The sequence below is a fragment of the Paenibacillus sp. PastF-3 genome (assembly GCF_029893135.1).
Taxonomy (GTDB): Bacteria; Bacillota; Bacilli; order Paenibacillales; family Paenibacillaceae; genus Paenibacillus_AQ; species Paenibacillus_AQ nitricinens.
Genome location: NZ_JARXWM010000013.1, coordinates 166,361 through 188,637, shown reverse-complemented (window position 1 = coordinate 188,637; position 22,277 = coordinate 166,361). Strand labels below are relative to the sequence as shown.

The window sequence follows — 22,277 nt, the reverse complement described above, 5'->3', positions numbered from 1 at the left end:
GGTGTTTTTTCCGATGCGTTGAGGGCATTCACCAAGGTACGGGCTGCCGTAACATCTGCTTGGAGCTTCGACCCTTCTGCTTTCACTACCGCTGCAGTTGCGGCAGTTACTTTTGCCGCGTAATCAATCGCAGCTTGCACTGTATCCAAACGAGTGCTCAGCGGTGTTTTTTCCGATGCGTTGAGGGCATTCACCAAGGTACGGGCTGCCGTAACATCTGCTTGGAGCTTCGACCCTTCTGCTTTCACTACCGCTGCTGTTGCGGCAGTTACTTTTGCCGCGTAATCAATCGCTGCTTGCACTGTATCCAAACGAGTGCTCAGCGGTGTTTTTTCCGATGCATTGAGGGCATTCACCAAGGTACGCGCCGCCGTTACATCTGCCTGGAGCTTCGACCCTTCTGCTTTCACTACCGCTGCAGTTGCGGCAGTTACTTTTGCCGCATAATCAATTGCTGCTTGCACTGTATCCAAACGGCCTCCAAGTGTCGCCTTGTCAGATGCATTGAGAGCATTCACCAATGTACGCGCCGCCGTTACATCTGCCTGAAGTTTCGACCCTTCTGCTTTCACTACTGCTGCAGTCGCTGTCGTAACCTGCGCAGCATAGTCTATTGCCACCTGCACTATATCCAACCGTGCGTTGAGTTCACCCTTTTCCGGATCATTCAATTTACTGACAAAATTTCTGGCTGTAGTCACATCCGCTTGCAACTTAGATCCTTCCGCTTTTTCAACCGAATTCATGGCTGATCTATAAGTTAATTCATACATTAGACCTGTAACTACAACCGAAGAAACTGTACTCACATTTCCAGCAGCATCCGTTGCTCGAGCGTAAACCGTAGCATCCATAATTAAACTAATCGGAGCAGTATATTGGGAATAGGTACTTCCATTTGTTGACCATTCTTTAATAACAGAATCAGCCGAATAGTTTATTGTTACTTTTTTAATCCCATCATACGGTGTTGTATTATCAACGCTGAAAGTAGGTTTTGACGGAGGAATATTGTCAATTCCCGTGACGGTATATCTTCCAGTAACTGATCTCACGCCATCCGATGAATAACTGTATGCTTGTAATACTTGATTATTTACCACTGCATTATATGAACCAGTATAGTTACTTCCATTTACCTTGGGATTTGTTGTACCAGCTGCATAATTAATGTATACGGTCTTAGCTTTAGCTTCACCAGGATTATCTACAGAGAACGTTGGTGCTGCTGGAGGAAAAAGCATCTTTTTAGTAGTGAATGTAAAATTACTATCCTGTGCATAGTAAACCGCTTGAATTGTAATAGTTTTATCATCATTAAAAGTTACAGTTACATTCAGTATTTTATCTTGATCGTTCCATGGTGCATCCGGTAGTTGCCGAGAGTCAAGATCATCCTCAACACCATTAACTATTCTCGATACATAAGCGAGATCCGGGTCATAAATAGTTACCTTATAGGTATATCCATCAGGCCCAGGTACTGTGAAATTATCAGAATAGACTGTGGTTGAGCTTGCTGCCTGTGCAATGGATGGACCAAAACCCGTAATTCCCCCACCAACTGTCATTGAGCTACCGAGGATCGCTACAGAGAGGGCGAGTTTCCCAATAATAGTCCATTTACCTGTACGCGTTTTTCTTAATAGTGGTCTCATTTACTTACCTCTTTCGATATAATTTTGTGATTAATTGTCCTTTCAGCGCCTCCCATTCGCTATGGATATAATTTTTTCTTAGTGTTTTCATCATACATACATTCTGTACACATGTAAATACATTAAAACTATATTGTAAATATTTGAATACAAAAAAGGCGCCCATATTAGGCGCCTTTTTTGTAATATGGTCACTTTTAGTTTGTGCGACCCCAGCCGGATACGTTATCCGTTGCAGTGTCAGGAGAAATACCACTCGTTGCTGTTGCTTCCATGCCAGATAGGACAGTCTCACCAGTTGGTTTCAGATATTGAGATACCAAGAAGGTTGCACCCACTGCCAAGGCGATACCGCCCAGCATCAGCATACCATTTTCAGTTGTCAGTGAAGCGGATTGTTCGTTCAGAGCCCAATTTTTAACTTTATTAAACATTGTAAGTTTCCTCCTTAGGGAAATGTGATTGGTTTGGTTAGGCAGGTTAATTCAATCGAGGCTACCCTTCCTCTTTTAGATCCATTGTGCTGCTGCAGAGCACATTAACCGATTAGTTCGTGCGACCCCATCCTGAAACGTTATCCGTTGCAGTGTCAGGAGAAATACCACTCGTTGCTGTTGCTTCCATGCCGGAAAGTACAGTCTCACCGGTTGGTTTCAGATACTGAGACACCAGAAAGGTTGCACCCACTGCCAAGGCGATACCGCCCAGCATCAGCATGCCATTCTCAGTTGTCAGCGATGCGGATTGTTCGTTCCGTACCCACTTTTTTACTTTTATCAACATAATTCAAACTCACCTCCAACTAAAAGTATTAAAATATCCCAAGTCGGCTCTGGCCGACCTATCAGCTCTCACGTTGTTTCGTGCGTGCTGCTTACATTTATAATAATACGGTTTCAAAGTGGCTTTGTAAGTAACCTAATGTATACAGTTTATTATACTTTAGTGTAATTAATCGTTTACAGATAACGAATTCTAATTTTTTTCCAAAAAAAAAGCCCCCTTTCGGGAGCCTCTTTACCTGTTTTGACTTTTCATCTATAAAAAGGTTCTTCTCGATAGATGAAATCTACTTTCAAACTTGGTAAGGTATCTGTGCTGTTCACTATATGGTAGTTTTTTTATTAGACTAATTATTTTTTGAAGATATACCTGATAAGCAACCCGATCTCTACCCGCTTCAAAACATTTTGTTCTTAAGCGATTGCAGCGGAACTCAAAAGGATGAATTGCTTTTCCTATCACATCTCTCTGAAAAGAGTAAGCACCATACGCTTTGACATAATCATCTGGATCCGTACCAGCCGGCATCGGAGCAACCTTTAATACCATTCCGAAGTTTTCATTTTGCAAGAGGGCCTTTTCAGTTGCTGATTGCCCAGGTTCATCGCCATCATAGCAGATAATCGCCTGATCAGTGACTGAAGATACTAGGCGAACTTGAGATTGCGTCATAGCTGTACCTAAAGTGGCTACACCAATTGTACATCCAGCTTGCCATGCAGCAATCACATCCATATAACCCTCAAAATAAACAATCGGTTGTCCCTCTTTATGTCCACGTAAGACACGGTTCAAATTATAAACATGTTCACCTTTTATGAAAATCGGAGTTTCTGAAGTATTTAAGTACTTCGGTTGCACTCCATCCTGAATCGTGCGTCCTCCGAAACCAACAACGCGATTTTTAATATCCTGGATTGGGAAAATTATTCGACCACGGAATCGGTCAAACATTTTCTTTTTATCATTCATATATATCAAACCACATTCTACCATGAGCTCCATATTAAAGTTCTTTGCTTTTAAAGCATCGGTAGCAAACTGAAATGAATCTGGTGCGAATCCGATTTTAAATGTTTTTATAGTTTTCATCGTTAAGCCGCGCTTCAATAAATACCGAAGAGCCAGCTTCCCTTCTTCTGTTTCTGTAAGTACACGATGATAAAGGTTCGCTATAAATTCATTCCCCTCATACATTTCGATCAACTGGTGATGCCTTTCATGACGTGGATCCACCAAATGCGCTATGTTAGTCCCAATGTACTGCTGATTCACGAGTTTAAACGCATCATATGCAGAAAACTCCGGATTGATTTTTCGATTCATAAGGAGGATAAACGTAAAAAAGTCACCCTCCACTTGGCACGAACTACATTGGAATACTTGTTGGGTCTGGTTCACTTCAAAAGTAAGCTCCTGTCCCTTTCGCTCATGAAAAGGACAGATACTTCTGAGCATATTCCCATTCCTCTGCAAAAACAGATAATCCCCGACTACATTTGAAATATCAATCTTTTCTTTTGCTTTTTGTGACCAAGCGATAATGATTTCTTCTTGTTGCTCCTTAGTGATTGCCATGTGGAAGGCTCCTCCTTTACAATTTTATCTTTTTGTCACTTTATTATGATATTTTGTTCTCATGCTGATAGCGCGAAATGATTGTATAGTTTTGTTCAGCTTGGCTCAAAAAATCATCAATAGAGAGAGTTTTATTGTCCTCGCTCCCTTGCAGCACCACATGGGTTTCAAATTCATTAATCCCAACAACAACGTAATCATCGTCACCCGAATTAATTGTTTGACCAATATATTGACTAACATTTTTCAACTTCTTTTGATGTTCCTTATCCGGCTTTGGCCGTTCGAGAAGTTCAAGAAAACAGCCTGCAGGAAGAACTCGAATATCTCCACATCCTACTCCTTCTGACCAGAGATAGATTAAACTATTTTTTCGTAGGGCGAAAAAAAAGATCCCATTCTGACATTTAATCTTGTCTCCTCGTTTCAAAGAAAGGACTTGTTTACTCCGCTCTTTTCCTTGTTGAACCTCAAACTGATAATCTTGAACGAGTTGAGGTGCAGCATTCTTTTCAAGAATTTTTTCAAAATCATTCAAAGATACGGAATATTGTTGTTTATTTGCTGAAGCTGCCAAGAGAGTACATCTATTGCCCCTCTTAATCACTTCCAACAAAAAGAATTCCTTTCCTTTTCGATTAGCAAATCGGTCCCCAGGTTCAATTCCTAACTCGACTACTTTTTTCGCTTTTTCTTCCATTTTCAATTCCCTCCATATCGATTGGTAATGTGTATAATATAGTGTCCCAAAATAGAAAGCCTGGAGCCTTTTTCGCTCCAGGCCATATTGGGGTTAGACCGCAGTTAGTACAGCCTTTGCTTGTTCTAAATAACTTTCGACTTTTTCCAGGCTTTCTAGCAGATTTTCATCCGATTTTTGTAGCTGAAGTTTTCCTTCATCGATTACAAAAAAAGCATGGTCCAAGGCTTGTTCAGCACGAGTTATAAAGTCTTGAATAGACAACTCAGCAGGCTCCAGCTCGGATAACCATTTCTCATACGCTTGCTGAGTTACATACACTTCCTCAATCTGAGCATCCAATGTAGCAGTTGTTTGCTCCTTCATACGTTTAACTTTATCTTGGCTATTGCGGATCAATTGTGCTTTCCGCTCAATGCTATCTATTTGACCCATCCAAGCACTTTTTACAAAACCTTCTGTATTTTTACTTGTAGAGAGCAAATCTTGAAGGATATAGTATGCTGACTCTTCTGCATCCTTGGCTTTTTCAAATTCCCAGTTTACTTTGGAATTTGTTTTCATCTCTTCTAGTTGCTTAATCTGACTTTCCAGCTCCACCGGTACCAAGGTCTGTTCTACTGTCTTCTTTGCTTCGCTAGCAAGAATATCAGCGATGATCGCTTCCTTTTCATCAATAGTCGCCTCTTCTGTAATTCCATCGGTGAACTCTTGCGCACCTGAATGATCAGGTCCATACAAGTTCGAACTGGACAACAGAGTCACTTTAGTGACTGCCGGGATTACGTTTTGGTTTTCTTTCTTTTTATCACTACAACCAGTGGCAATCAGACATACCATTATCATCAAGACAACGACGATTTCTTTTTTCATTTTGAGTTCCTCCATTTTTGTTTTTTATTCAAAGTAATCTTCTGAATTAGCTGTTACGAGAATGATAACCTGACTTTTCTAATTGACAACATCTGCATCGTCAACCTTCTTCTCACCTACAGGCACAAAAAAAAGAGCATCGGCCTAATTTGGCTGACACTCTTTTATAATCCCGTAGGGCTTTGCATCTTCATTTTTAAAATCACTGTTTAAATATCTCTGCCTGCATTTTGAGAACAAGAGCGGAATCAATACGCAATCCTGATCGTCATGCTAGCTGCGTTGTCATCATCAGTACGGAGCTATTGTTCAAAAATTCCGTGACGACTTACAACTTCATTCCTCTATCCTTTGGTCGATGATTTCCGCTAACCAAAGTCCACTGTGCACTATAAGATTTGCTGCCATCGTATTATAACGTTCACAGCTTAAGAGTACACTCAAAGGAATGCAAAAAAGATTTGATAAACCTAGTTTACATATTTTTGTAATAAAAGTAAATAAGAAATTTGGTCAAAACTGCTATTTCTAATTTGCATATTTACTAAGCCTACGCTTAATTTCACTTTTGGAGGTTATACTCTCGATTACCAAATTCTCCTTATCAAGCTGTCGTTGATGAATATATATACGAATGACTAGAATAGCTAGAAACAGAATAAAGCAACCGGGGATAAGAATCCTCAAGCCCACATTAACCTCACCACCCGCTTCCAGTAAACCTTGCATCCAAGTAAAAACCAACAATACGCAGATCACAAAATAGTATGAACCCTTTATTTGAGTATGCTGTTGATTTCTTTGGAGTTCTTTCCCAATCCATTTTAACTCAGTGTATGATAGGCACTTATACTTTTCTTCCATAGCAGGCTTACAATGCGGTATATTTGAAGCTTCTTTGACTTTAGTTAATCTATTAGTGCTGATATTCGAATCCTTTTGTCTATTTCGGTCCATTGCATAACCCATAATGCTTATCATCACTATGACAAAGAAAAACAGCTTCTTATCATTGGGATTGGATAGAAAACTCTGAAATACACTATAAACAGCTGCCAAAAATAAAACGCGAAGCACACAAATTCCTCTCAAAGACAATTTCATCACACTACCTCATAATATATTTAGCATATTTTCTTCATCACATGTAAAGCATCGTATTATGATGTTTACTTTATTGTAACCTTACGCGCTGGTGATATGGTCGAAACGGCATGCTTATAGATAAATGACTGTTGGCCACCTTTACCATTCAATACCATAGTAAAGGTATCAAAATGAGAGATTGTACCGATCAATGGTTTTCCTGATATTAAATAGACAGTGAGAGGGATCTTTCCTGCCTGACATTGAGTGAAAAAGCGATCTTGACGATCACCATGCTCCAGAATCTCCATAGGAGGAAGAATAATAGGTTTAACGGGAATAATAGAAGCTACCGCTTGTTTGTAGATAAAGTGCTGTTTTCCATTATCAAGAATTAGTAGAGTGAAACTATCGTATTCCGTAAGATGTCCATTTATTGGTACCCCATTCTTCAGATAGATCCGGAGTAGCGTACGTTCCTTTCGACACTGATTTAAAAAATGGTCCTGAATAATTGGTTTATTATGCTTCATAAATCTTCCTCCTCCAATACCATACTGGTATATTAATTTGATGGTCTGATTATCATAGTATGGGATTACAAAATGACAACTCAGTTTGGAGGATATAATGATTCACCTAGTAGGGAGGAGGACATTTACGCTCTAAAACCCATTTTTATTCCTTGCTTCGCTATTTCACCCATGTGATGTCGCTAAGCTGAGCGCACAGAAAAAAGCCTCTCATACAGATGTATAATAGGCTTTTGATGAATGGGATATTAGAGTGGGTTTTCGGTTTTACGAGATTAGCAGCATTTTTTAGACTTGTTCTAGTTTACTATGTTTTTTTCGATTTATAACTTCTCCAGGTATTAATTAGTAGAACCCACATTTGAATGTTCAATACATTTAATAATCCAATTGTCGCTATGATCGCAGCATATTGAATATCACGTAAAATTAAAAGAGTTGAAACAAAGAGGACAAAAAAAGCAGCTATTGGATACATGATTTTATTCATAATTTCAATCCCACTTCCTGAAATTTTATTGAACTTAGAAAAGGAGGAACCTAAGGTACCTTCTCTTATTTTCAAAATCCTAGTTTTCTGTACAAGCTATTAGGATATTCAAAATATCGTATCGATCCAGAAGTTTGACCCTTCTTAGGAAAACCGAGAGATTAATTTATTATATTGTGTGACATCTAGCAATTGTTGATGTAGCCGGTCTAAGAGATCACTTTCAACACAAGAACTCTCACCTAATATATCTTGAAATTCATGAAGGAATATCGCTGCTACTATGATCATCTCAGCATCATCATTTAAATGGTTTAAATGGTCAATATAAACTCGTAAGCCCTTCATAAATGATGGAAGGTCTGCTTCTGAACAATATATGAGCATCTGCCCCGACATGCCATATTGTGATTGGTCAATATTATCTATAAAACAAGCAGACTCAAGTTCTATTTGAAATTGCTCCGCCCAATATTTCCAATGCAACATCTCATACTCGAATATATAATGTTGTTCGGATTTTCGATTTCCACCAAGACGAATTAGGTGATGATCCAGTTCAACTTTTTTTAAATAGTATTCTGTGAGCACATCTTCATACTGTCTGCCATCTGTTATGAGAATTCCCTCACTATTGTTCAAAAACAGTAGCATATCTTGGTATCGTTTCATTAAAGCTTCGCATATCTGAATCCAGCGCGGTATATACGTGCAATTTATTGAAACGGGAATGTTATGCTCTATGTTTAAAGCAGTTTCCTGAAAATACAAAGCCTGGGCCCGCTCCTTTAAATAATCTTCCACCTCACGCTCACTGCGGTAATTTTCCAGTGATACGATTTTATTTTTTTTCATAGTGTAGCTCACCTTCTTCCTTCTATACACTATACTGGAGTGCATTATTCCAATGATTCTATAATAAAACATTAATATACCAATGGGCTTTACGAAACATAAATAGTGGGCTATGGATTCATCTGTCTTCGTATATCTTCCTTTGCCCTGTAAAAAAGTTTCCCTCCTTCTTTTTTCACTTCACACCAATTCATTTCAAAAGATCTTAAAGCATTTGAGACTGATGATTTTGGAGCAGCATAATGTCTATGCGCTTCACAGTGATCTAAAATCTCTTGAATTTCTATCCATCCATAATTACGAAAGCCCCCGTGAACAGATCTCAAATTATCGGCATCTCTCACGCTTATTAAATGATTTCTAATCCCATTCATCAAAAGTTTGTAAGGAGTCTGTATGTGAGGACCGTTATCCCCTCCAACATGTAACTTATATTCTGGTCTCAATACACTGTCCCACTTTATATTGTGATATGGAGCGGGACGATTAAATCTCCCAGGAAGAGACATGCTTACGAAATCATTCTGAATTTCAAGCAATCCTATCCCTTCTCTATTTAATAAATCCCTTGCTATTCTAGGTATGGGTGTCTTTCTTTTAGGAATTCCAATGTAAACATAATGGAAATACGCTTTTCGGTCTACAGCCTGACTTAATAACTCAAAAGAAAGCTGCACTTTCAACTCCACATTCAGTACTGCCATCCCATGCCGACCGACTATGTCCGCTCGACCACCGACACCAGTCACCTCTGCATATACGTCCCATTCCCGCTCCTCTAGCCAGTATTTGACCGGTTCAAAGAGATCTGTTTCTCTCATTACCTATACTCCTTTACTTATTAATCAAGATCGACATGACAGCAGGTGATTACTTCTATCTGTGCTTGTCCGAGACATCGATTCTTCGTGTGACCTTTTCAAATCAAGTAACATCTGATTTTGGACGATGGTTTTAAGCTTAAAAATCATTTTTTTCAGTACAAAGCCGCCAAGCATGACCTGCAAAGTTATACAATCACCTTTACGGTCTGGATTCGGACGTACACCGCCTTCTCGTGTCCGTATACCTGGTCCTTGCTTTAACCGAATACCGAGCTTTCCGTCGCGCATGACGTTAAATTCTGTTATTCGCGAAATACATTCGCCATTGATGAATCCGCCTCCATAAAATGTTTCTCCAGAAAATTGCTCACGAGAAACCATGTCCATAATTGCACCGAACTCACACATGCCAATGTAGTGCTTCAGAATACCGGTGCGTTTTGATGATTCTTTATTGAAAGTCAGAATGGTTATGACAATTTTATGCCGCTCATTATCTCCATCTTCTTGGTCATGAAAAGAAAGTAGGTCGAATTGTATTTTCAAGTCATTTTCGCCTTCTCTAAGCTTTATAAACTCGTGATGAAGCATTATCTCATGTCTGTCTATTTCTGCCTTAGGTTTCTGAATGACTTGTGGAATGCTTAATGAATGATTAGTCCTGGTCTTCTCACTCGGCTTATTATTCGCAATATCCAATCTGTCCAAGTTATCTCTGTTCTTTAATGATACAACCTTCGGTCTTTCGTCTTGATTGGTAAGGGGTTGAACTACCTTGTTGGTAAGCTGTTCTCTTGGCTTATCATCTGGCTGCCTGCGGAACATTCCTTCAAAACGGGCTTGTTGTTCATCCATAGATGGTACTCCAAGCTTTTCAGGATAGTTATGTTGACCGGTTATTACGGATGATTTGTTGTCAACATTACCAAATGATGCTACTGAAGAGGATCCAAACTGTCTCGTTCTTCGATATGTGTCTAACATAGTACACATCCTTTCGATTGCAGAAAAGAATATCATTCATTGCCAATGCTACAATTATCCTAACCTGAGTTTTAAGAATTACAAGGTGGTCAATGTTAGCGATCATCAATAGGAGAATCAAATGAGATATGATTCTCAGACTGACTCCCAACGGAATGGTCTACCCTCTTGACGACTAATGTTTTCATCTTCGAATGAAAGTAAATGAGGAACCAGCTCTAAACCATATTCTTGTCGTATGACATCCAAGTTCTTTCCGATCAACTCCTCGCGAAATACTTCTTTAGCATAGGCATCTATCACTGGCTGGATCTTCCTTTCCCATACTAAATGATCAGGGACCTGAATCGTAACTCGATTGCATAGCTCTCTCGGCTTAGGTTTAACTGGGTAGTATTGATGCCCCACCTTCCGAACTAACCGTTGTTCGATTTTCAAAATTGCCATCTAACTAACCTCCTCCTGTTCTTGTCGTTATTAATAAAAAAAAGAGCACCTGCAGGGTGCTCCTAGAATACCATTCTCATCAAACTGTACTTCCAGTTGCAATGCCAGGTTACTAAATAAACCATTTACTTTTAATCCGCTTCTTTTTTCTTTTAATATCAAACTTAGGATATTCGGTATTCCAGTTTTCTTTTTCGCCTTCATTCACCATTATAGGTCTATGGATAATCTCAAGTTTGGATCCTAGAGTGACTTCGGTAAGTTCCTTCACCTGCCAATTACTTTCATTACCGGCTACTCGAATGATAAGCTCCGCAAACGACGCAACGATAGAGGGAATAAGATTTTCCATTGCTGGTGAGTTTGGTAGAGTAGGATTCATCATCAAATTGACTAGACGATCAACTGTGTGTTCAGAATCTCTTGCTACGAAAGTGGTGATACTTCCTTGGAGATGTTGCATAACCCCATCAATATAATCTTCTACTTCTCCACCTCGCAGCTCAGACAAAAGGATACGATTGGAATTCATCGATATAGCGGCTTTTATTAATTTTTGCTTGTCTTCTCGACTTGTGGCACTCCAAATAGGTGTCATCATCCTATCTATTTCAAGTGCCCGTTCATCCTGCAGGACAATGACTTTTTCGGAGAGGGGAATTTGGTTTCCGAGTAGAGCCAATAAAGGTAATTTTGCATCTCCCCGCTCCCCAATAATAATCATGTTTACTTGTGAACGGAGAGCAACTTCTAAAAAATGCGCTGTTCTGTTAGAAAGATGTCCCTTCATGAGAATTGATTCAATATGATGTAGTGGTTGTGTCAAAAGTATTAACCTCACTTTCAAAATATTATAAGTGTAACAACCTCTGTCTTTTGATTGAAGCGGGCTGTGAAACACGTTGGGTCACTGGCGACGACGCAGCATTAGCCACAACGGCCTGAGAAAGGTATTGGGCAAATGTAGGCTGGTTCCGATTATAGGCCAAAATAGGTGAAGCTGGTGCCTTTCGATCAACGATAAGATGCGGTTCCAATCGCATAGAAATGTCCCTTTCAAAATCACACAATCGATATGATCGAAGTGTAATCTGTAAATTTATGTATAAACCCTCAAAAGATATATCACTTACTGGATAGGAGATATGTCCTCTAATTCGGAATTATTGATACGGATAGTATTTTTGTGATCCGTATCATACAGAATAAAATCGGTAATATTACAGAGCAAAATTGTTCCATAAACTGTGACGGGTAATTGGTTATCCTTTTTATAGATAACCCTCATCATTTTTTGCTCTTCAGATAATGCAACAGATTGCATAGACATTCTCCTTCGTTATAGATCGTTATAGGCAGGAATAACTACTTCACGAGTTTTATTGTACACGTTTGAATACAGAAATTAAATACTTTTTTTTCTACAAAGGTTATGTTCTTGTTAAGACTATTCCATCTGACCGTCGTTACCAGTGAACCGAATAAGTTTAACCAGGTATCAGAATCACCAGATGCATGATCTGTATGGGTCTAATCGGTCGCGCCAACAAGAACGGCCTACTGCAAAACCCAAAATCTTCTTATCGGGAGCGGGAGCTACTGGGGATCGTTCCTCCAGGGAAATGATTCGGTGATAACAATGAAACCATCATTCTAAAAAACAAGCCGTGCTTGCTGGAGGTGATTGTTCCTGCTGTCAGCAAAGGAGAACGCATTAGGAGCACAAACTGCAGATACAAGCGCTTCCGGCCAAGGACATTGGTGTGTTAAACAAATATAGACTTTAAACAAAGGTACCAAGATCTTGAAGCTTTCATGGAAGCCACTATCATCTCCACATCAGTCTCAAACTTTATTTTCTTCTGATATTTAACGAAAATAGAAAATGAAAAATAATCCCCATTCTATTTTCAGAATGGGGATTAGATAATGTGTGAAGTAATGTGGATCACACTCCTATCATGAACAAATATAACAATTGATTTTGAATTACCCTATTAATATAACCGCTTTATCTAGTGCACCGGAAGCTCCAAATCCCGTATGATAACCAATTTTTTTACCCATACCTTCAGCTAAATCTCGAGCTGTGTTCATAGACATATGGTTAATAGCACCCTCCATAATAACTACTCCATCTGCCTTCCTAATAATACTTTCCAGCACTTTCTTTCTGGAGCGTTTGGTTTCTCCTGTATGATGTAGTACCTGGAGTCCCCTCTTTTTTCCTAATTTAATTAGTGTATCGGTTTGGGTTCCCCCAATAATAGCCACTGTTTTCATGATATCTTTAATCATAATAATTCCTCCTTGATATGGATTCATTCAGATATTTAAGGGTGAACCGGCTTATCTATCAGTTCTAGAATCATAATAAACCAGCTTCTCTAAATGACAAGCTCATACCTGAAGAAAGAAGCCTTGAGCAGCGGGCCAGTGCTGTCCAAGGCTTCTTTCCTTACTGATTAAAGATGAATTCATTTGGGTGTCTTAATTATAGCTAGAAGGAAAAGTACCGTACAGTATTCTTATGTATACTTTTCTTCGATTTAGATTCATTATTCACAGCTTATTTGAGCGAATAAAAGACAATCGATAATTACTGATTAATTTCTGCTTATAAACACGAAGATTGTCCGTGCTTCGCAATTACGCTAGTTAATCCAACCAAAAAAAGAGAGTAGGTCTATTGGACCTACTCATACCCCTAGATAGTTTCATTTTATGCGAAAGCGGGAACTGCACTTTTGGATAAAAAGATACTTGCATAATTTAATGTGGCTTGCTGCTCGAAAGTAGATGGATTCTCATGTAGCCCCATTAGCGTATCGTCTTCATCATATAGAAAAATATCAAAACAGCCGATTGCGCGTGCAACTACAGATTGTTTTTGCATCTCATTGATTTTCCCTGTAACGATAAGTGTTTTTCTACCATAAGCCTTGATAACCCATGCGATATGTCCTGCCAATTCGACATGATCATTGGTTATAATTCTGATAGACTCATTCTCTGCAATAGTGTATACATCCGTTGTATTATGCGTCTCAATCATTAGTTTCGCCAGTTTTACGGTTGTCTCCAGCATGCTAGTCGCTCACTCACTCTCTACTCCTAAATTTGCTCTGTAAAGGGTATAAATTGATCTCCTGCAGAATAAGCAGGCCGCTCAGTTTTCCTCATAGGTAAATTGTACCATGCTCATACCCAGGTTTGTATCACTTTCCGTCAGGATAAGATAATTTCTGTCTACACTAAATGACACTAAACATCATGAAAAGAGTTCTTGCCTTATTCGACTTTTTTTTCTTTTTTTCGACTGAATAATTGTTAATGTGATATACAATATATTCTATTTATATAAAATCATTGTTATTTTCATGATAATGTCCATTTTGTTCTTATCTTCTATTTATCCTTATATATCCAGTTATTTCTCCTGGTTAATATTCATCTGGATGAATGTCATTTCAGCTCGTCTGAAAATAATTAAAAACTGAATCTTTGGTCCCGCTATTCCCTACTAAGGTCTAATAACATCTTCTTTTGAGTTGATACTGAAAAGTAAATCAGATACATATTTCTTGTTCACAGGTATCCGATCATTATTATCGAATATAATTTCCACTCCACGGATTTCTTCAATTCGTCTTATGTTAACTATAAGATGACGTCCTACTCGCTTAAAATTGTTACTAACCAGATAGCTCTCATATTGATTCATTGTAATTCTAGAGGGATGAAGAGCCTTCTCCGTTTTTACCAGTGATGTTTTTTTAGATGAATCGGTTTCAATGTACATTATCTCTATAGACATGACCTGTTCAATAGTCGAATCAATAATAGGGACTATTTTCCCGCCACTCTTTAAAAATCGATCTATCTGCAAAGCTTTTTGCAGTTGGAAGATACATTTATTCAGCCTCTCAAATGTAAACGGCTTCTGCAAGACATCGATGACACCCAAATCGTAAGTTGATTGGACATCAATATGTTCCTGATCCGTAAGAAAGATTGCTGGAAGTTCAATACCACGATAAGGCATTCGCATATAGGCGTCTGCACCACTCACACCATTGCCAAGACTCATATCAATAATTAGAGCATCGATTTCTCCATACATCTGTGTAACTTGATTCATCAACTCACTACTGTCCCGGGCCACCCCAACTACTTCTACTCGTGGTATGCGTGCTAGCGATGAAATGAGTGTTTCTAATTGTTCTTCGTCATATTCTGCAACTAATACTTTATATACAGGCAGCACCATAGATGTATATCCTCCCTTATGTAACATTAGTGCTATTGGTTTCACGAGTATTTAACTGCAATTTACCTTGTTCCAATTCTTGTCGCATTTTTGAAAAGTTTTTTTGGGCAATGTTTGCTCGTTTACTATAGTTGTCTGGATTGCTTTCGAAAAAGACACATCCTTCGTGAGAGTCAAATACCTTAACCTTTGAGAGATTCACAAAATTACTGTTATCCATCCTAGCAAATGTCATTTCCTTGATGAAATCACTTTCCATTAAGTCCGCTAGCATCGATACAGAGCTGTATGTCTTACCATTTTTATGATGATATAAGATCACTCTCTTGTTGGTTTCAATATATAGACAGTCCTCGAGCGAAATGTTGGTCAATTGTCCGGGTAAATCCGGATCCTTTACTAGGGCTAATAATGTCACTTATGAAAACACCTCACTTAATTTACATACATGGATTAAACCGACAATCTCATAATAACATTCCTACACCTCTACTTTCATCACTATCTGCATTTTATTCTTTTATTTACATCACTTATTGCTTGTGATAACATATCCTGCCGAAATGACACCAATAAAAAAACCTATCTCAGAAGAGATAGGTTCTATACTTTAGGTAAATGATTTAACCAGGACCTGAGCATTTTCGCTAGATTTCCAGATACATTAGCTCTGCTCTTATTTTTGAACAACACCTGTGACCATGTCGGATCAAAGGCAACAACACGTGATTGATTTACCACAAAAGGTCTGTCGGTTTGAGCAAAACCATCCAGATGAGCATAATCCGTAATGGTATGCAGCATTTGAAACTTTCCGTTTGGAGTAAATGCCCAGACTCGATTATCTATGAACTCAAAAAATTCGATGTCCTCAAGAGCAACATAATCAACAGAGAAAGAGTGGCCGTCTTTTCGCAGTACTGGGAATACAATTCTTTCTGATTCACCCAACTGAATTCATCCTTTTTTCATTAGTATTTTAATCTTTGTTTGGTACATCAGTAGTGAATAACCACCATTTTTGCGTTGTCGCTAATCTTGCCGAACCAGACATCATGATTTTGGTAGCTGAAGAAGCTATCATCTTCTTGATAATCAAATTTTCTCACCGCCTTTCATATTCGAAGTGAATGGAATTATCGTTATAGCTTGAAACATAAAGATATTGATTATTACTGAGTTCCCCCATAACATACTTCCAACAACCAGTAAGACGGAAATTAACTTATATCGTACTTTATGATTTTCTATTCCTTTCACAAGATCGTTCGAAGGATTAGGTGCAAATAATAAGATTATACCGAGCGTTGCCAAATGGAATAACCATTCTAGGAGTACCCCTAGAGAAAATATAGTTGCTCCATAAGCTGCTATGACAGTGACAAGGATACATCCTTCCGGCGACTTTAAATGAAAGCCACCGGAAAATCTCCTTAAAACTGCCAAGCTTATGATAGCAGTAAACATACCACTCAATTCCCCGCTCGCAATGCCAAGAAATATGGATACTACAATAACTCCTGTATTCGTGAGTAAATGAAGCATAAAAAACATCATATGACTTTCTGAATATTGATTTTCATCAGTATACTTGATGGTCCATTTCACTATTTTCTGTGCAAGCAACTCTATCATGTTATAAAAATTCCTTTTTAAAAACCAACCTTAAGATATACACCAATAATATTAAAAGTGTTAAGCCGCTGATTTCGATTAATGTATCTAGTCTAAAGTGAATAGCAATTAAAGATAGCATGAAAGCTCCAATGATACACACTGCTGCTATAAATATTCTTTTGTTAATCCCAATTAATTCTACTGGTTCCTTCGGATCATATGGAACAAACGTCACGCCCCAATGAAATCGATTCATGAGGAAGGCAAGGATAAATCCGATAATAACAGTTCCACCCTGAAGTAGTAATGCACCACTGCTGAGACCGTCTTGAGTTAAGAACTGTACACCCTGACTGCGCGTTATTAACCAATAAACAACAAACTGTATACCCGAATACAAAGCCAAAGCGCCGGCAGCTACAATAATGACCGAATAAATCCACCCAATACTAAATATCATGCGAAGTGCCAGGATCATTAGAATAATCTGGAGCAGAGTGTCCCACCCAGTAAGCCCAAACTCTCTCATTTTAAAAGAGATATAAGATAGGATTACTCCAATCAAAACGATTTGATCTAGCTTCTTGCGAAAAGAAATACGAAATAGCAACAATGAGAGAGACAAGATCATTACTATCTCAAGTGTAGAAAATACTATTGAAAGAAAAACCATCCATCCTGCATTCATTAACTTGCTCCCTACTATCTATTTCCTTTTGGATATTGAAAGACCCATTAGAAATCTCCTAATTATTATATCGTCATAAACTTCTTCTTTTTTATGCATTTATTTTAGTATAGTCTCCTAGCAAATTACTGCATTCAGCCCCCCGATCTCTTCATCAAGATTTGATTAATTGGTAACAGATGGTGCATGATAAAACAAGATTAATTTTCCAAGAATACTACGACCTCCATATATATTACCTTACTACAAAAAAACACCAGCACAAGTATCATGCTGGTGTTTTTCATTACTTTTGGGTAGCAGCAGACCAATATAGTTCTCCTAGAGGAGCCTCGACATTTAGCTGCATACTAAACAGATTCGATTGAACATTGAATTTCTCACCTAAGATATTAAAAGTATAGTTACCGCTTTTGACAACAGAAGTAGCTGGAATCTTAATTTGTGCAAGCGCTAAGTCATTGCTTTCTTTGGTATATCCTCGTGCGATTTCAATACCGCTTGGATCCATCACCTTCACTAGATATTTACCTTCTTTTGAGTAGAAGGGTAAAGCGGCTTTAATGATTACCTGGTCCGCTTTATATTCTCTAAATAAGCCTACGCTTACCTTATTGTTACCAATACCAGCAATTGGAGGAGCGGCTTGCGTCGCAGTTACAGTGAATGAAAGTGCCTTAGAACGACTCGTTGTTTTCCATGTGTCGTGTATGGATTCAATCAACACCTTATAGTTTCCGGCAGGAAGTTCATCTGTAATAATTTTATTTTTATCTTTAAGGTTAAATCCTTTTTTCTGAATTTGAACTCCACTAGAATTGTAAACATAATAGAAATTGCTTTTCGTGGCTACATCCGACGTGATTTCAGCATAGCCTTTAACATTAACAGTTAGGCTAGTTATTGAAGGTTCAATTGGTTTCGGATCTTCCTTGACATTACTCACCTCAATAAGTTCACTAATTTCTTGACTAATGTTCCCGTATTTTACTGCTTGAGCGGTAACTTTATATTTCTCTTTTGCGATTTCGTTCCGCTTCAAAGAAAACGTACTAGAAAAGTATTGGTTATTTTTATCCGTAACCTTAACTTCTTTAATTAGGCCACCGTTCGGTTTGTATAGACGGAAATAGATTACCGTCTCGTCGCCCGGTATCGGATTTGCATACGCAGTCAGTTTTACCGAATCCTTTGAAAGTTCAGCTCCCAGTGAAAGTCCACTCGGTGTAATTGGGAAGAACATGTCATTAGTGATAACAATTGAACGACCCTCTGTTTTCTGAGTTGCCTTTGTCGTACCATCATAGGATTCCCCCCTTACAATATATTCTCCAGGAACGAGTCCTTTAAATATATTTTTTCCATTCTTACCCGCTTCCTGGCGGATAACAGTTTTGTTTTTACTCACATCAAATACGGTTACAAAAAGCGTACTCGGACCTTGAGTTTCAGTAGAGATGACTCCATCGACATTGACCTCTACAGACTGGGCAAGTACCTTCGTTGCAGCTGCCATTGCCTTGCCGCTAGTTTTGAAAACCGATGTTCCGTTTAGCGGTAAAAACACAAGGATAATGGCTAGACTCAGAGCAGCACACTTTCTTAAGTACATTTGTTTTTTTGTCACTTCAATTACCTCCAATTTTGTTATTCACCCATAAAAGAAAAACAAGCAGCCAGAATTCAGGCTGCTTGTAGTAATGTTTATATTATTGTTGAATATTAATATGTGTGGTTCTCTGTCGCTGTTCACTGAATCGCATCCTTACACTTCTGTTTATCTAAACAGAAGTGAAGCGGGTCCACTCCAGTCGGATCGTCCACTACATGGATAATTACATTTTCACTCTTACAGTAATCGCATTTACCAATTTTAATTTCTGTATGATTATTACTTGGATTTAATTCTACTAAATGAATTCCGGCTTTCCACCTGGTGATGTGAATGGGTACTGAAAGTGCATTGGCAGTTTCTATAATTGATCCGTCAAGATCAATGACTTTTATTGTCGTTCCCCTCATCATATGCCACTGAACAATGCACTCTGGATCACCAATAGTTCTAGGCTTTTCAAAATTGATTCCGGCAATATGAATATCTAACAGTTTCAGTACATGGCAGACTGCATAATACTGATGGTTCATAGAATCCTTCTCAAGTCCCTCTTGAATTAATTCTTTACAATAGATAGCTACTGACATGAGACCTTCCGGAGATACCTCTACTACTGAATCGTTTTTTATTGATAAGCGCATACCAGAAGCCTCCTAATTGTTATTAGGCTTTATATCTACCAAATATCGTGAACCTTCCATCTTCTTTAAAGATTCTTGCTTATTCCGAGAAAGAAATTCTCTCTAATTCACCATATGTAAATACACAACATTGTTCTCTTTCGAAGTCTCCATTGATAATTGTTCACCTTGACGAGCTGCATCGAAAAACTCTCTGGTATCCGTCATCCATAGACCATACTTCTTCACAACCAATTGGAACTCTTCGATATCATGTCCACAGATCTGAAGAACTGGCCGTTTATCATTTTTATTTAATTTCGGACTACCATGTTTGTCCGTTGGGACGAGGTAGTGACATAATTCATGAGTGACTAAAGCTTCCTTCATCCGATCATCTAAAAATTGCCAGGCGTTCTTGTTTATGATGATAACAGCTTCAGCCTTGGTTTCATAACGTTCTAGTGCAGTAAGGACCTTGGCTCGCCCTAATACTTGTCTCCCCTTTGAATTCCAATTTCCAGTACGGAAGCGGGCAATAATATTACAGTTTTTTAAATCTTTGAATTCATTTTCTGACTTTAAAATCCTTTGTATGATCATAATCACTTCATCTGCCTGCTCATAGGATCCTGACATTATGGTGTACCTCCTCTTTTACTTTTTATTGGCTTATCTGTCTAACCAACAAAGGATGAGGATAACGGAGTCAATTCTCTACTGATCAAATCTTTACATTCCCTAAGCCATGACATCGGAGTCTTCCCTTCACTTCGAAAGAACTCTGAAGCATGTGAGAGTATAAAATTGTTTTTATCCTGTTCGTTCATTTTTGTTTCAAGTGCTAGATCAATCATTCCTACAACAAACGTCAGATAAGACTCATCAAACTCTGTAAATTCTTTGCCTAATGTTTCATCACGAAAGATCTGTAAATCAAAATTGTAAATTGAACTTAATACTTGTGCTGCATTATGTACACGCTCGCCGACTATAAAAGATAAATTCTTCTTCATAAAAAAATCGCCCCCATAAAAGTAATAATGAAATACCATCCGATCGATCGAAAAAATACTAACTAGATATGCCGCCGCGATATATTAAGCAGCTCTTCACTCTCACTCACTGAACAAACGAAAAAGCAGCCCTTCAAAAGAAAGGCTGCTTTTTGATATTGCCCATATTTGGGCTATTTTGAAAATCATTTTTTGGGATGGCCATAAATTGCCAGATGTATCGAGTTCCTTTGTCATCTTCAATAGGAATTCTCGTTTACTCAGATAGCCGGTTACTCTGATGATTCACGGCTAACCTACAAAGATCCAGAAAGCAATTTACAATCATGACTATGTGGATCATCCAATAGCCGCCCAAGTTCTTTGGGTGAGATTAACCTTCAACAATTGCTGAATCATTAATCCGGCGCCGCCGTCATGAATATGAGATGATTATAGCAAAGAGGCTAGGTATTTTGCAAGTTTGATTCTTTTTTACTTAATGTTCGTTATGTAAGGATAACTGTATGAGCGTAAAAATTATTATTTCTTGAAATGTTTTATATTTAAAATCTCTTCTTTCTTTTCGTGCCATAACTCCATATTTTTTTCCATATCAATACTGAATATTCTTTCTGTCATTGGATTCTTTTCCATAGTTACTGATAGTTCATTAATAAGTTGACCACAGAAAATGAGATACGGCGTTGCACCTTTATAATCAGAATCTTGGTATAAACGAAGCTGAACATAAGCACAGGCGATCTGCATCACTTCCGGAGGCATTCTGGTAACTAAATAATAATCAATGCCCTTGATTTCATAGGTGTAGGTTTCATGTAAATCATACAAACTAGGTAAGGTATCTATCCACTTGATTAAATTTGATCGAGTATCCTTTCTACGCTGCTGTGACTTATAAGAAGTCGCAGTGGGAATATTGCACATGAGCATGAATTCCTCCTTTCGTTAGTTTCCTTTCGGCCCATCTCATTCAAAATTAAAAATGTAACTACCTTCATAAACACCAGTATTATCTTTATTTAGTTGTTTAAAGACTAATAATCCCAATATGGATACACTTGTATCTAATATTAAATAATATGTCTTTTTTATCTAGCGAACAAGCTTTTTTGGTACTTTCTTCCTAAATTATTACTTGATATCATATTCAAAAGTCATTCAACTCATTAACTATAGGCTTCAAATCTTCTAATAAAATCCAAAACCCATGCGGACCTTCATTTATGCGAATTCCATCAATGCCATAATCAGAATGCTCTAATAACCAGGGAATCGATTCTTTTGTATCTAGTTGAACATAATATGCTTCAGCTTTTTCTTGTAAAACACCTTCAAAGCTGTTGTTCACTTGTTCTGGACTAGTGTACAAAAACAACCAAACCTTACCATTAATCTTGCCGGCATAAGCACGTGATCTATCAACTGTGCTCATGAGTAGGTACAGGTTCGGCTGCTGCAGAACCTCATTTACTAATTTCTTAAATGCTTCTTCTGTGCCAGTGTCATTAGCTTCTATAGACAATAAGTTAAATCTCATAGTCTGATCCCTCCATTTTTTAAATACCCTTTTAAAATTCCTTTTAATAATATTTTATTTTCATTATTGAACAGGATTTGTCTTTTGTTACTGATCGAGC

The 22,277-nt window shown here is 38.1% G+C and carries 27 protein-coding genes; all 27 read right to left on the bottom strand.

Features of this window, described 5'->3' with window-relative positions; genetic code table 11:
- Positions 1–1,658 (bottom strand): hypothetical protein (locus M2444_RS23540; protein ID WP_481857526.1); only part of this gene is annotated, 1,658 nt, incomplete at its 3' end.
- Positions 1,659–1,855: 197 nt separating this feature from the next.
- A complete protein-coding gene (locus M2444_RS23535) occupies positions 1,856–2,092 on the bottom strand; it encodes a hypothetical protein (protein WP_280788219.1) in 237 nt (78 codons plus the stop codon).
- A gap of 112 nt (positions 2,093–2,204) precedes the next feature.
- A complete protein-coding gene (locus M2444_RS23530) occupies positions 2,205–2,441 on the bottom strand; it encodes a hypothetical protein (RefSeq protein ID WP_280788218.1) in 237 nt (78 codons plus the stop codon).
- Between the two features lie 255 nt (positions 2,442–2,696).
- Positions 2,697–4,019 (bottom strand): DNA primase, encoded by a 1,323-nt coding sequence (dnaG, locus tag M2444_RS23525; RefSeq protein WP_280788217.1) that lies wholly within the window; start codon positions 4,017–4,019, stop codon positions 2,697–2,699.
- Between the two features lie 43 nt (positions 4,020–4,062).
- The gene (locus M2444_RS23520; protein ID WP_280788216.1) at positions 4,063–4,719 is read right to left on the bottom strand and encodes a hypothetical protein; all 657 of its coding nucleotides are present in this window, start codon (positions 4,717–4,719) and stop codon (positions 4,063–4,065) included.
- Positions 4,720–4,812: 93 nt separating this feature from the next.
- The gene (locus M2444_RS23515; RefSeq protein WP_280788215.1) at positions 4,813–5,592 is read right to left on the bottom strand and encodes a hypothetical protein; all 780 of its coding nucleotides are present in this window, start codon (positions 5,590–5,592) and stop codon (positions 4,813–4,815) included.
- 528 nt (positions 5,593–6,120) lie between these two features.
- Positions 6,121–6,696, bottom strand: coding sequence for a hypothetical protein (locus tag M2444_RS23510; RefSeq protein ID WP_280788214.1), 576 nt, complete (start codon positions 6,694–6,696; stop codon positions 6,121–6,123).
- A 65-nt stretch (positions 6,697–6,761) separates the two neighbouring features.
- Positions 6,762–7,211 (bottom strand): RNA chaperone Hfq, encoded by a 450-nt coding sequence (hfq, locus tag M2444_RS33495; protein WP_094878520.1) that lies wholly within the window; start codon positions 7,209–7,211, stop codon positions 6,762–6,764.
- A gap of 634 nt (positions 7,212–7,845) precedes the next feature.
- The gene (locus M2444_RS23495; protein ID WP_094878519.1) at positions 7,846–8,556 is read right to left on the bottom strand and encodes a hypothetical protein; all 711 of its coding nucleotides are present in this window, start codon (positions 8,554–8,556) and stop codon (positions 7,846–7,848) included.
- 110 nt (positions 8,557–8,666) lie between these two features.
- On the bottom strand, positions 8,667–9,377 hold the full coding sequence (locus M2444_RS23490) for a hypothetical protein (RefSeq protein ID WP_280788213.1): 711 nt from the start codon (positions 9,375–9,377) through the stop codon (positions 8,667–8,669).
- A 24-nt stretch (positions 9,378–9,401) separates the two neighbouring features.
- Complete coding sequence (locus M2444_RS23485) at positions 9,402–10,364, bottom strand: hypothetical protein (protein WP_280788212.1); 963 nt, start codon at positions 10,362–10,364, stop codon at positions 9,402–9,404.
- Positions 10,365–10,499: 135 nt separating this feature from the next.
- Positions 10,500–10,811 (bottom strand): hypothetical protein, encoded by a 312-nt coding sequence (locus M2444_RS23480; RefSeq protein WP_094878516.1) that lies wholly within the window; start codon positions 10,809–10,811, stop codon positions 10,500–10,502.
- A 112-nt stretch (positions 10,812–10,923) separates the two neighbouring features.
- Positions 10,924–11,637: a P-loop NTPase family protein gene (locus tag M2444_RS23475; RefSeq protein ID WP_481857524.1), complete on the bottom strand. Its 714-nt coding sequence runs from the start codon at positions 11,635–11,637 to the stop codon at positions 10,924–10,926.
- 303 nt (positions 11,638–11,940) lie between these two features.
- Positions 11,941–12,135 (bottom strand): hypothetical protein, encoded by a 195-nt coding sequence (locus M2444_RS23470; protein WP_094878514.1) that lies wholly within the window; start codon positions 12,133–12,135, stop codon positions 11,941–11,943.
- 665 nt (positions 12,136–12,800) lie between these two features.
- A complete protein-coding gene (locus M2444_RS23465) occupies positions 12,801–13,109 on the bottom strand; it encodes a DUF2325 domain-containing protein (protein WP_256990664.1) in 309 nt (102 codons plus the stop codon).
- Between the two features lie 424 nt (positions 13,110–13,533).
- Positions 13,534–13,899 (bottom strand): hypothetical protein, encoded by a 366-nt coding sequence (locus M2444_RS23460; RefSeq protein ID WP_094878513.1) that lies wholly within the window; start codon positions 13,897–13,899, stop codon positions 13,534–13,536.
- A gap of 435 nt (positions 13,900–14,334) precedes the next feature.
- The gene (locus M2444_RS23455) at positions 14,335–15,081 is read right to left on the bottom strand and encodes a LytR/AlgR family response regulator transcription factor (RefSeq protein WP_280788211.1); all 747 of its coding nucleotides are present in this window, start codon (positions 15,079–15,081) and stop codon (positions 14,335–14,337) included.
- Positions 15,082–15,097: 16 nt separating this feature from the next.
- The gene (locus M2444_RS23450) at positions 15,098–15,499 is read right to left on the bottom strand and encodes a hypothetical protein (RefSeq protein WP_280788210.1); all 402 of its coding nucleotides are present in this window, start codon (positions 15,497–15,499) and stop codon (positions 15,098–15,100) included.
- 185 nt (positions 15,500–15,684) lie between these two features.
- Complete coding sequence (locus M2444_RS23445) at positions 15,685–16,032, bottom strand: LytTR family DNA-binding domain-containing protein (protein WP_280788209.1); 348 nt, start codon at positions 16,030–16,032, stop codon at positions 15,685–15,687.
- Between the two features lie 144 nt (positions 16,033–16,176).
- Positions 16,177–16,716: an accessory gene regulator B family protein gene (locus tag M2444_RS23440; protein WP_280788208.1), complete on the bottom strand. Its 540-nt coding sequence runs from the start codon at positions 16,714–16,716 to the stop codon at positions 16,177–16,179.
- Position 16,717: 1 nt separating this feature from the next.
- On the bottom strand, positions 16,718–17,386 hold the full coding sequence (locus M2444_RS23435; RefSeq protein WP_280788207.1) for a hypothetical protein: 669 nt from the start codon (positions 17,384–17,386) through the stop codon (positions 16,718–16,720).
- A gap of 286 nt (positions 17,387–17,672) precedes the next feature.
- Positions 17,673–19,013 (bottom strand): hypothetical protein, encoded by a 1,341-nt coding sequence (locus tag M2444_RS23430; protein WP_280788206.1) that lies wholly within the window; start codon positions 19,011–19,013, stop codon positions 17,673–17,675.
- Between the two features lie 122 nt (positions 19,014–19,135).
- Positions 19,136–19,642: a hypothetical protein gene (locus M2444_RS23425; RefSeq protein ID WP_280788205.1), complete on the bottom strand. Its 507-nt coding sequence runs from the start codon at positions 19,640–19,642 to the stop codon at positions 19,136–19,138.
- A 102-nt stretch (positions 19,643–19,744) separates the two neighbouring features.
- A complete protein-coding gene (locus M2444_RS23420; RefSeq protein WP_280788204.1) occupies positions 19,745–20,260 on the bottom strand; it encodes a putative metallopeptidase in 516 nt (171 codons plus the stop codon).
- Positions 20,261–20,301: 41 nt separating this feature from the next.
- Complete coding sequence (locus tag M2444_RS23415) at positions 20,302–20,637, bottom strand: hypothetical protein (RefSeq protein ID WP_280788203.1); 336 nt, start codon at positions 20,635–20,637, stop codon at positions 20,302–20,304.
- Between the two features lie 522 nt (positions 20,638–21,159).
- Positions 21,160–21,564: a hypothetical protein gene (locus M2444_RS23410; RefSeq protein ID WP_094878503.1), complete on the bottom strand. Its 405-nt coding sequence runs from the start codon at positions 21,562–21,564 to the stop codon at positions 21,160–21,162.
- Positions 21,565–21,787: 223 nt separating this feature from the next.
- Entirely contained in the window at positions 21,788–22,177 is a 390-nt protein-coding gene (locus M2444_RS23405; RefSeq protein ID WP_094878502.1) for a hypothetical protein, read from the bottom strand.
- Positions 22,178–22,277: the final 100 nt, after the last annotated feature.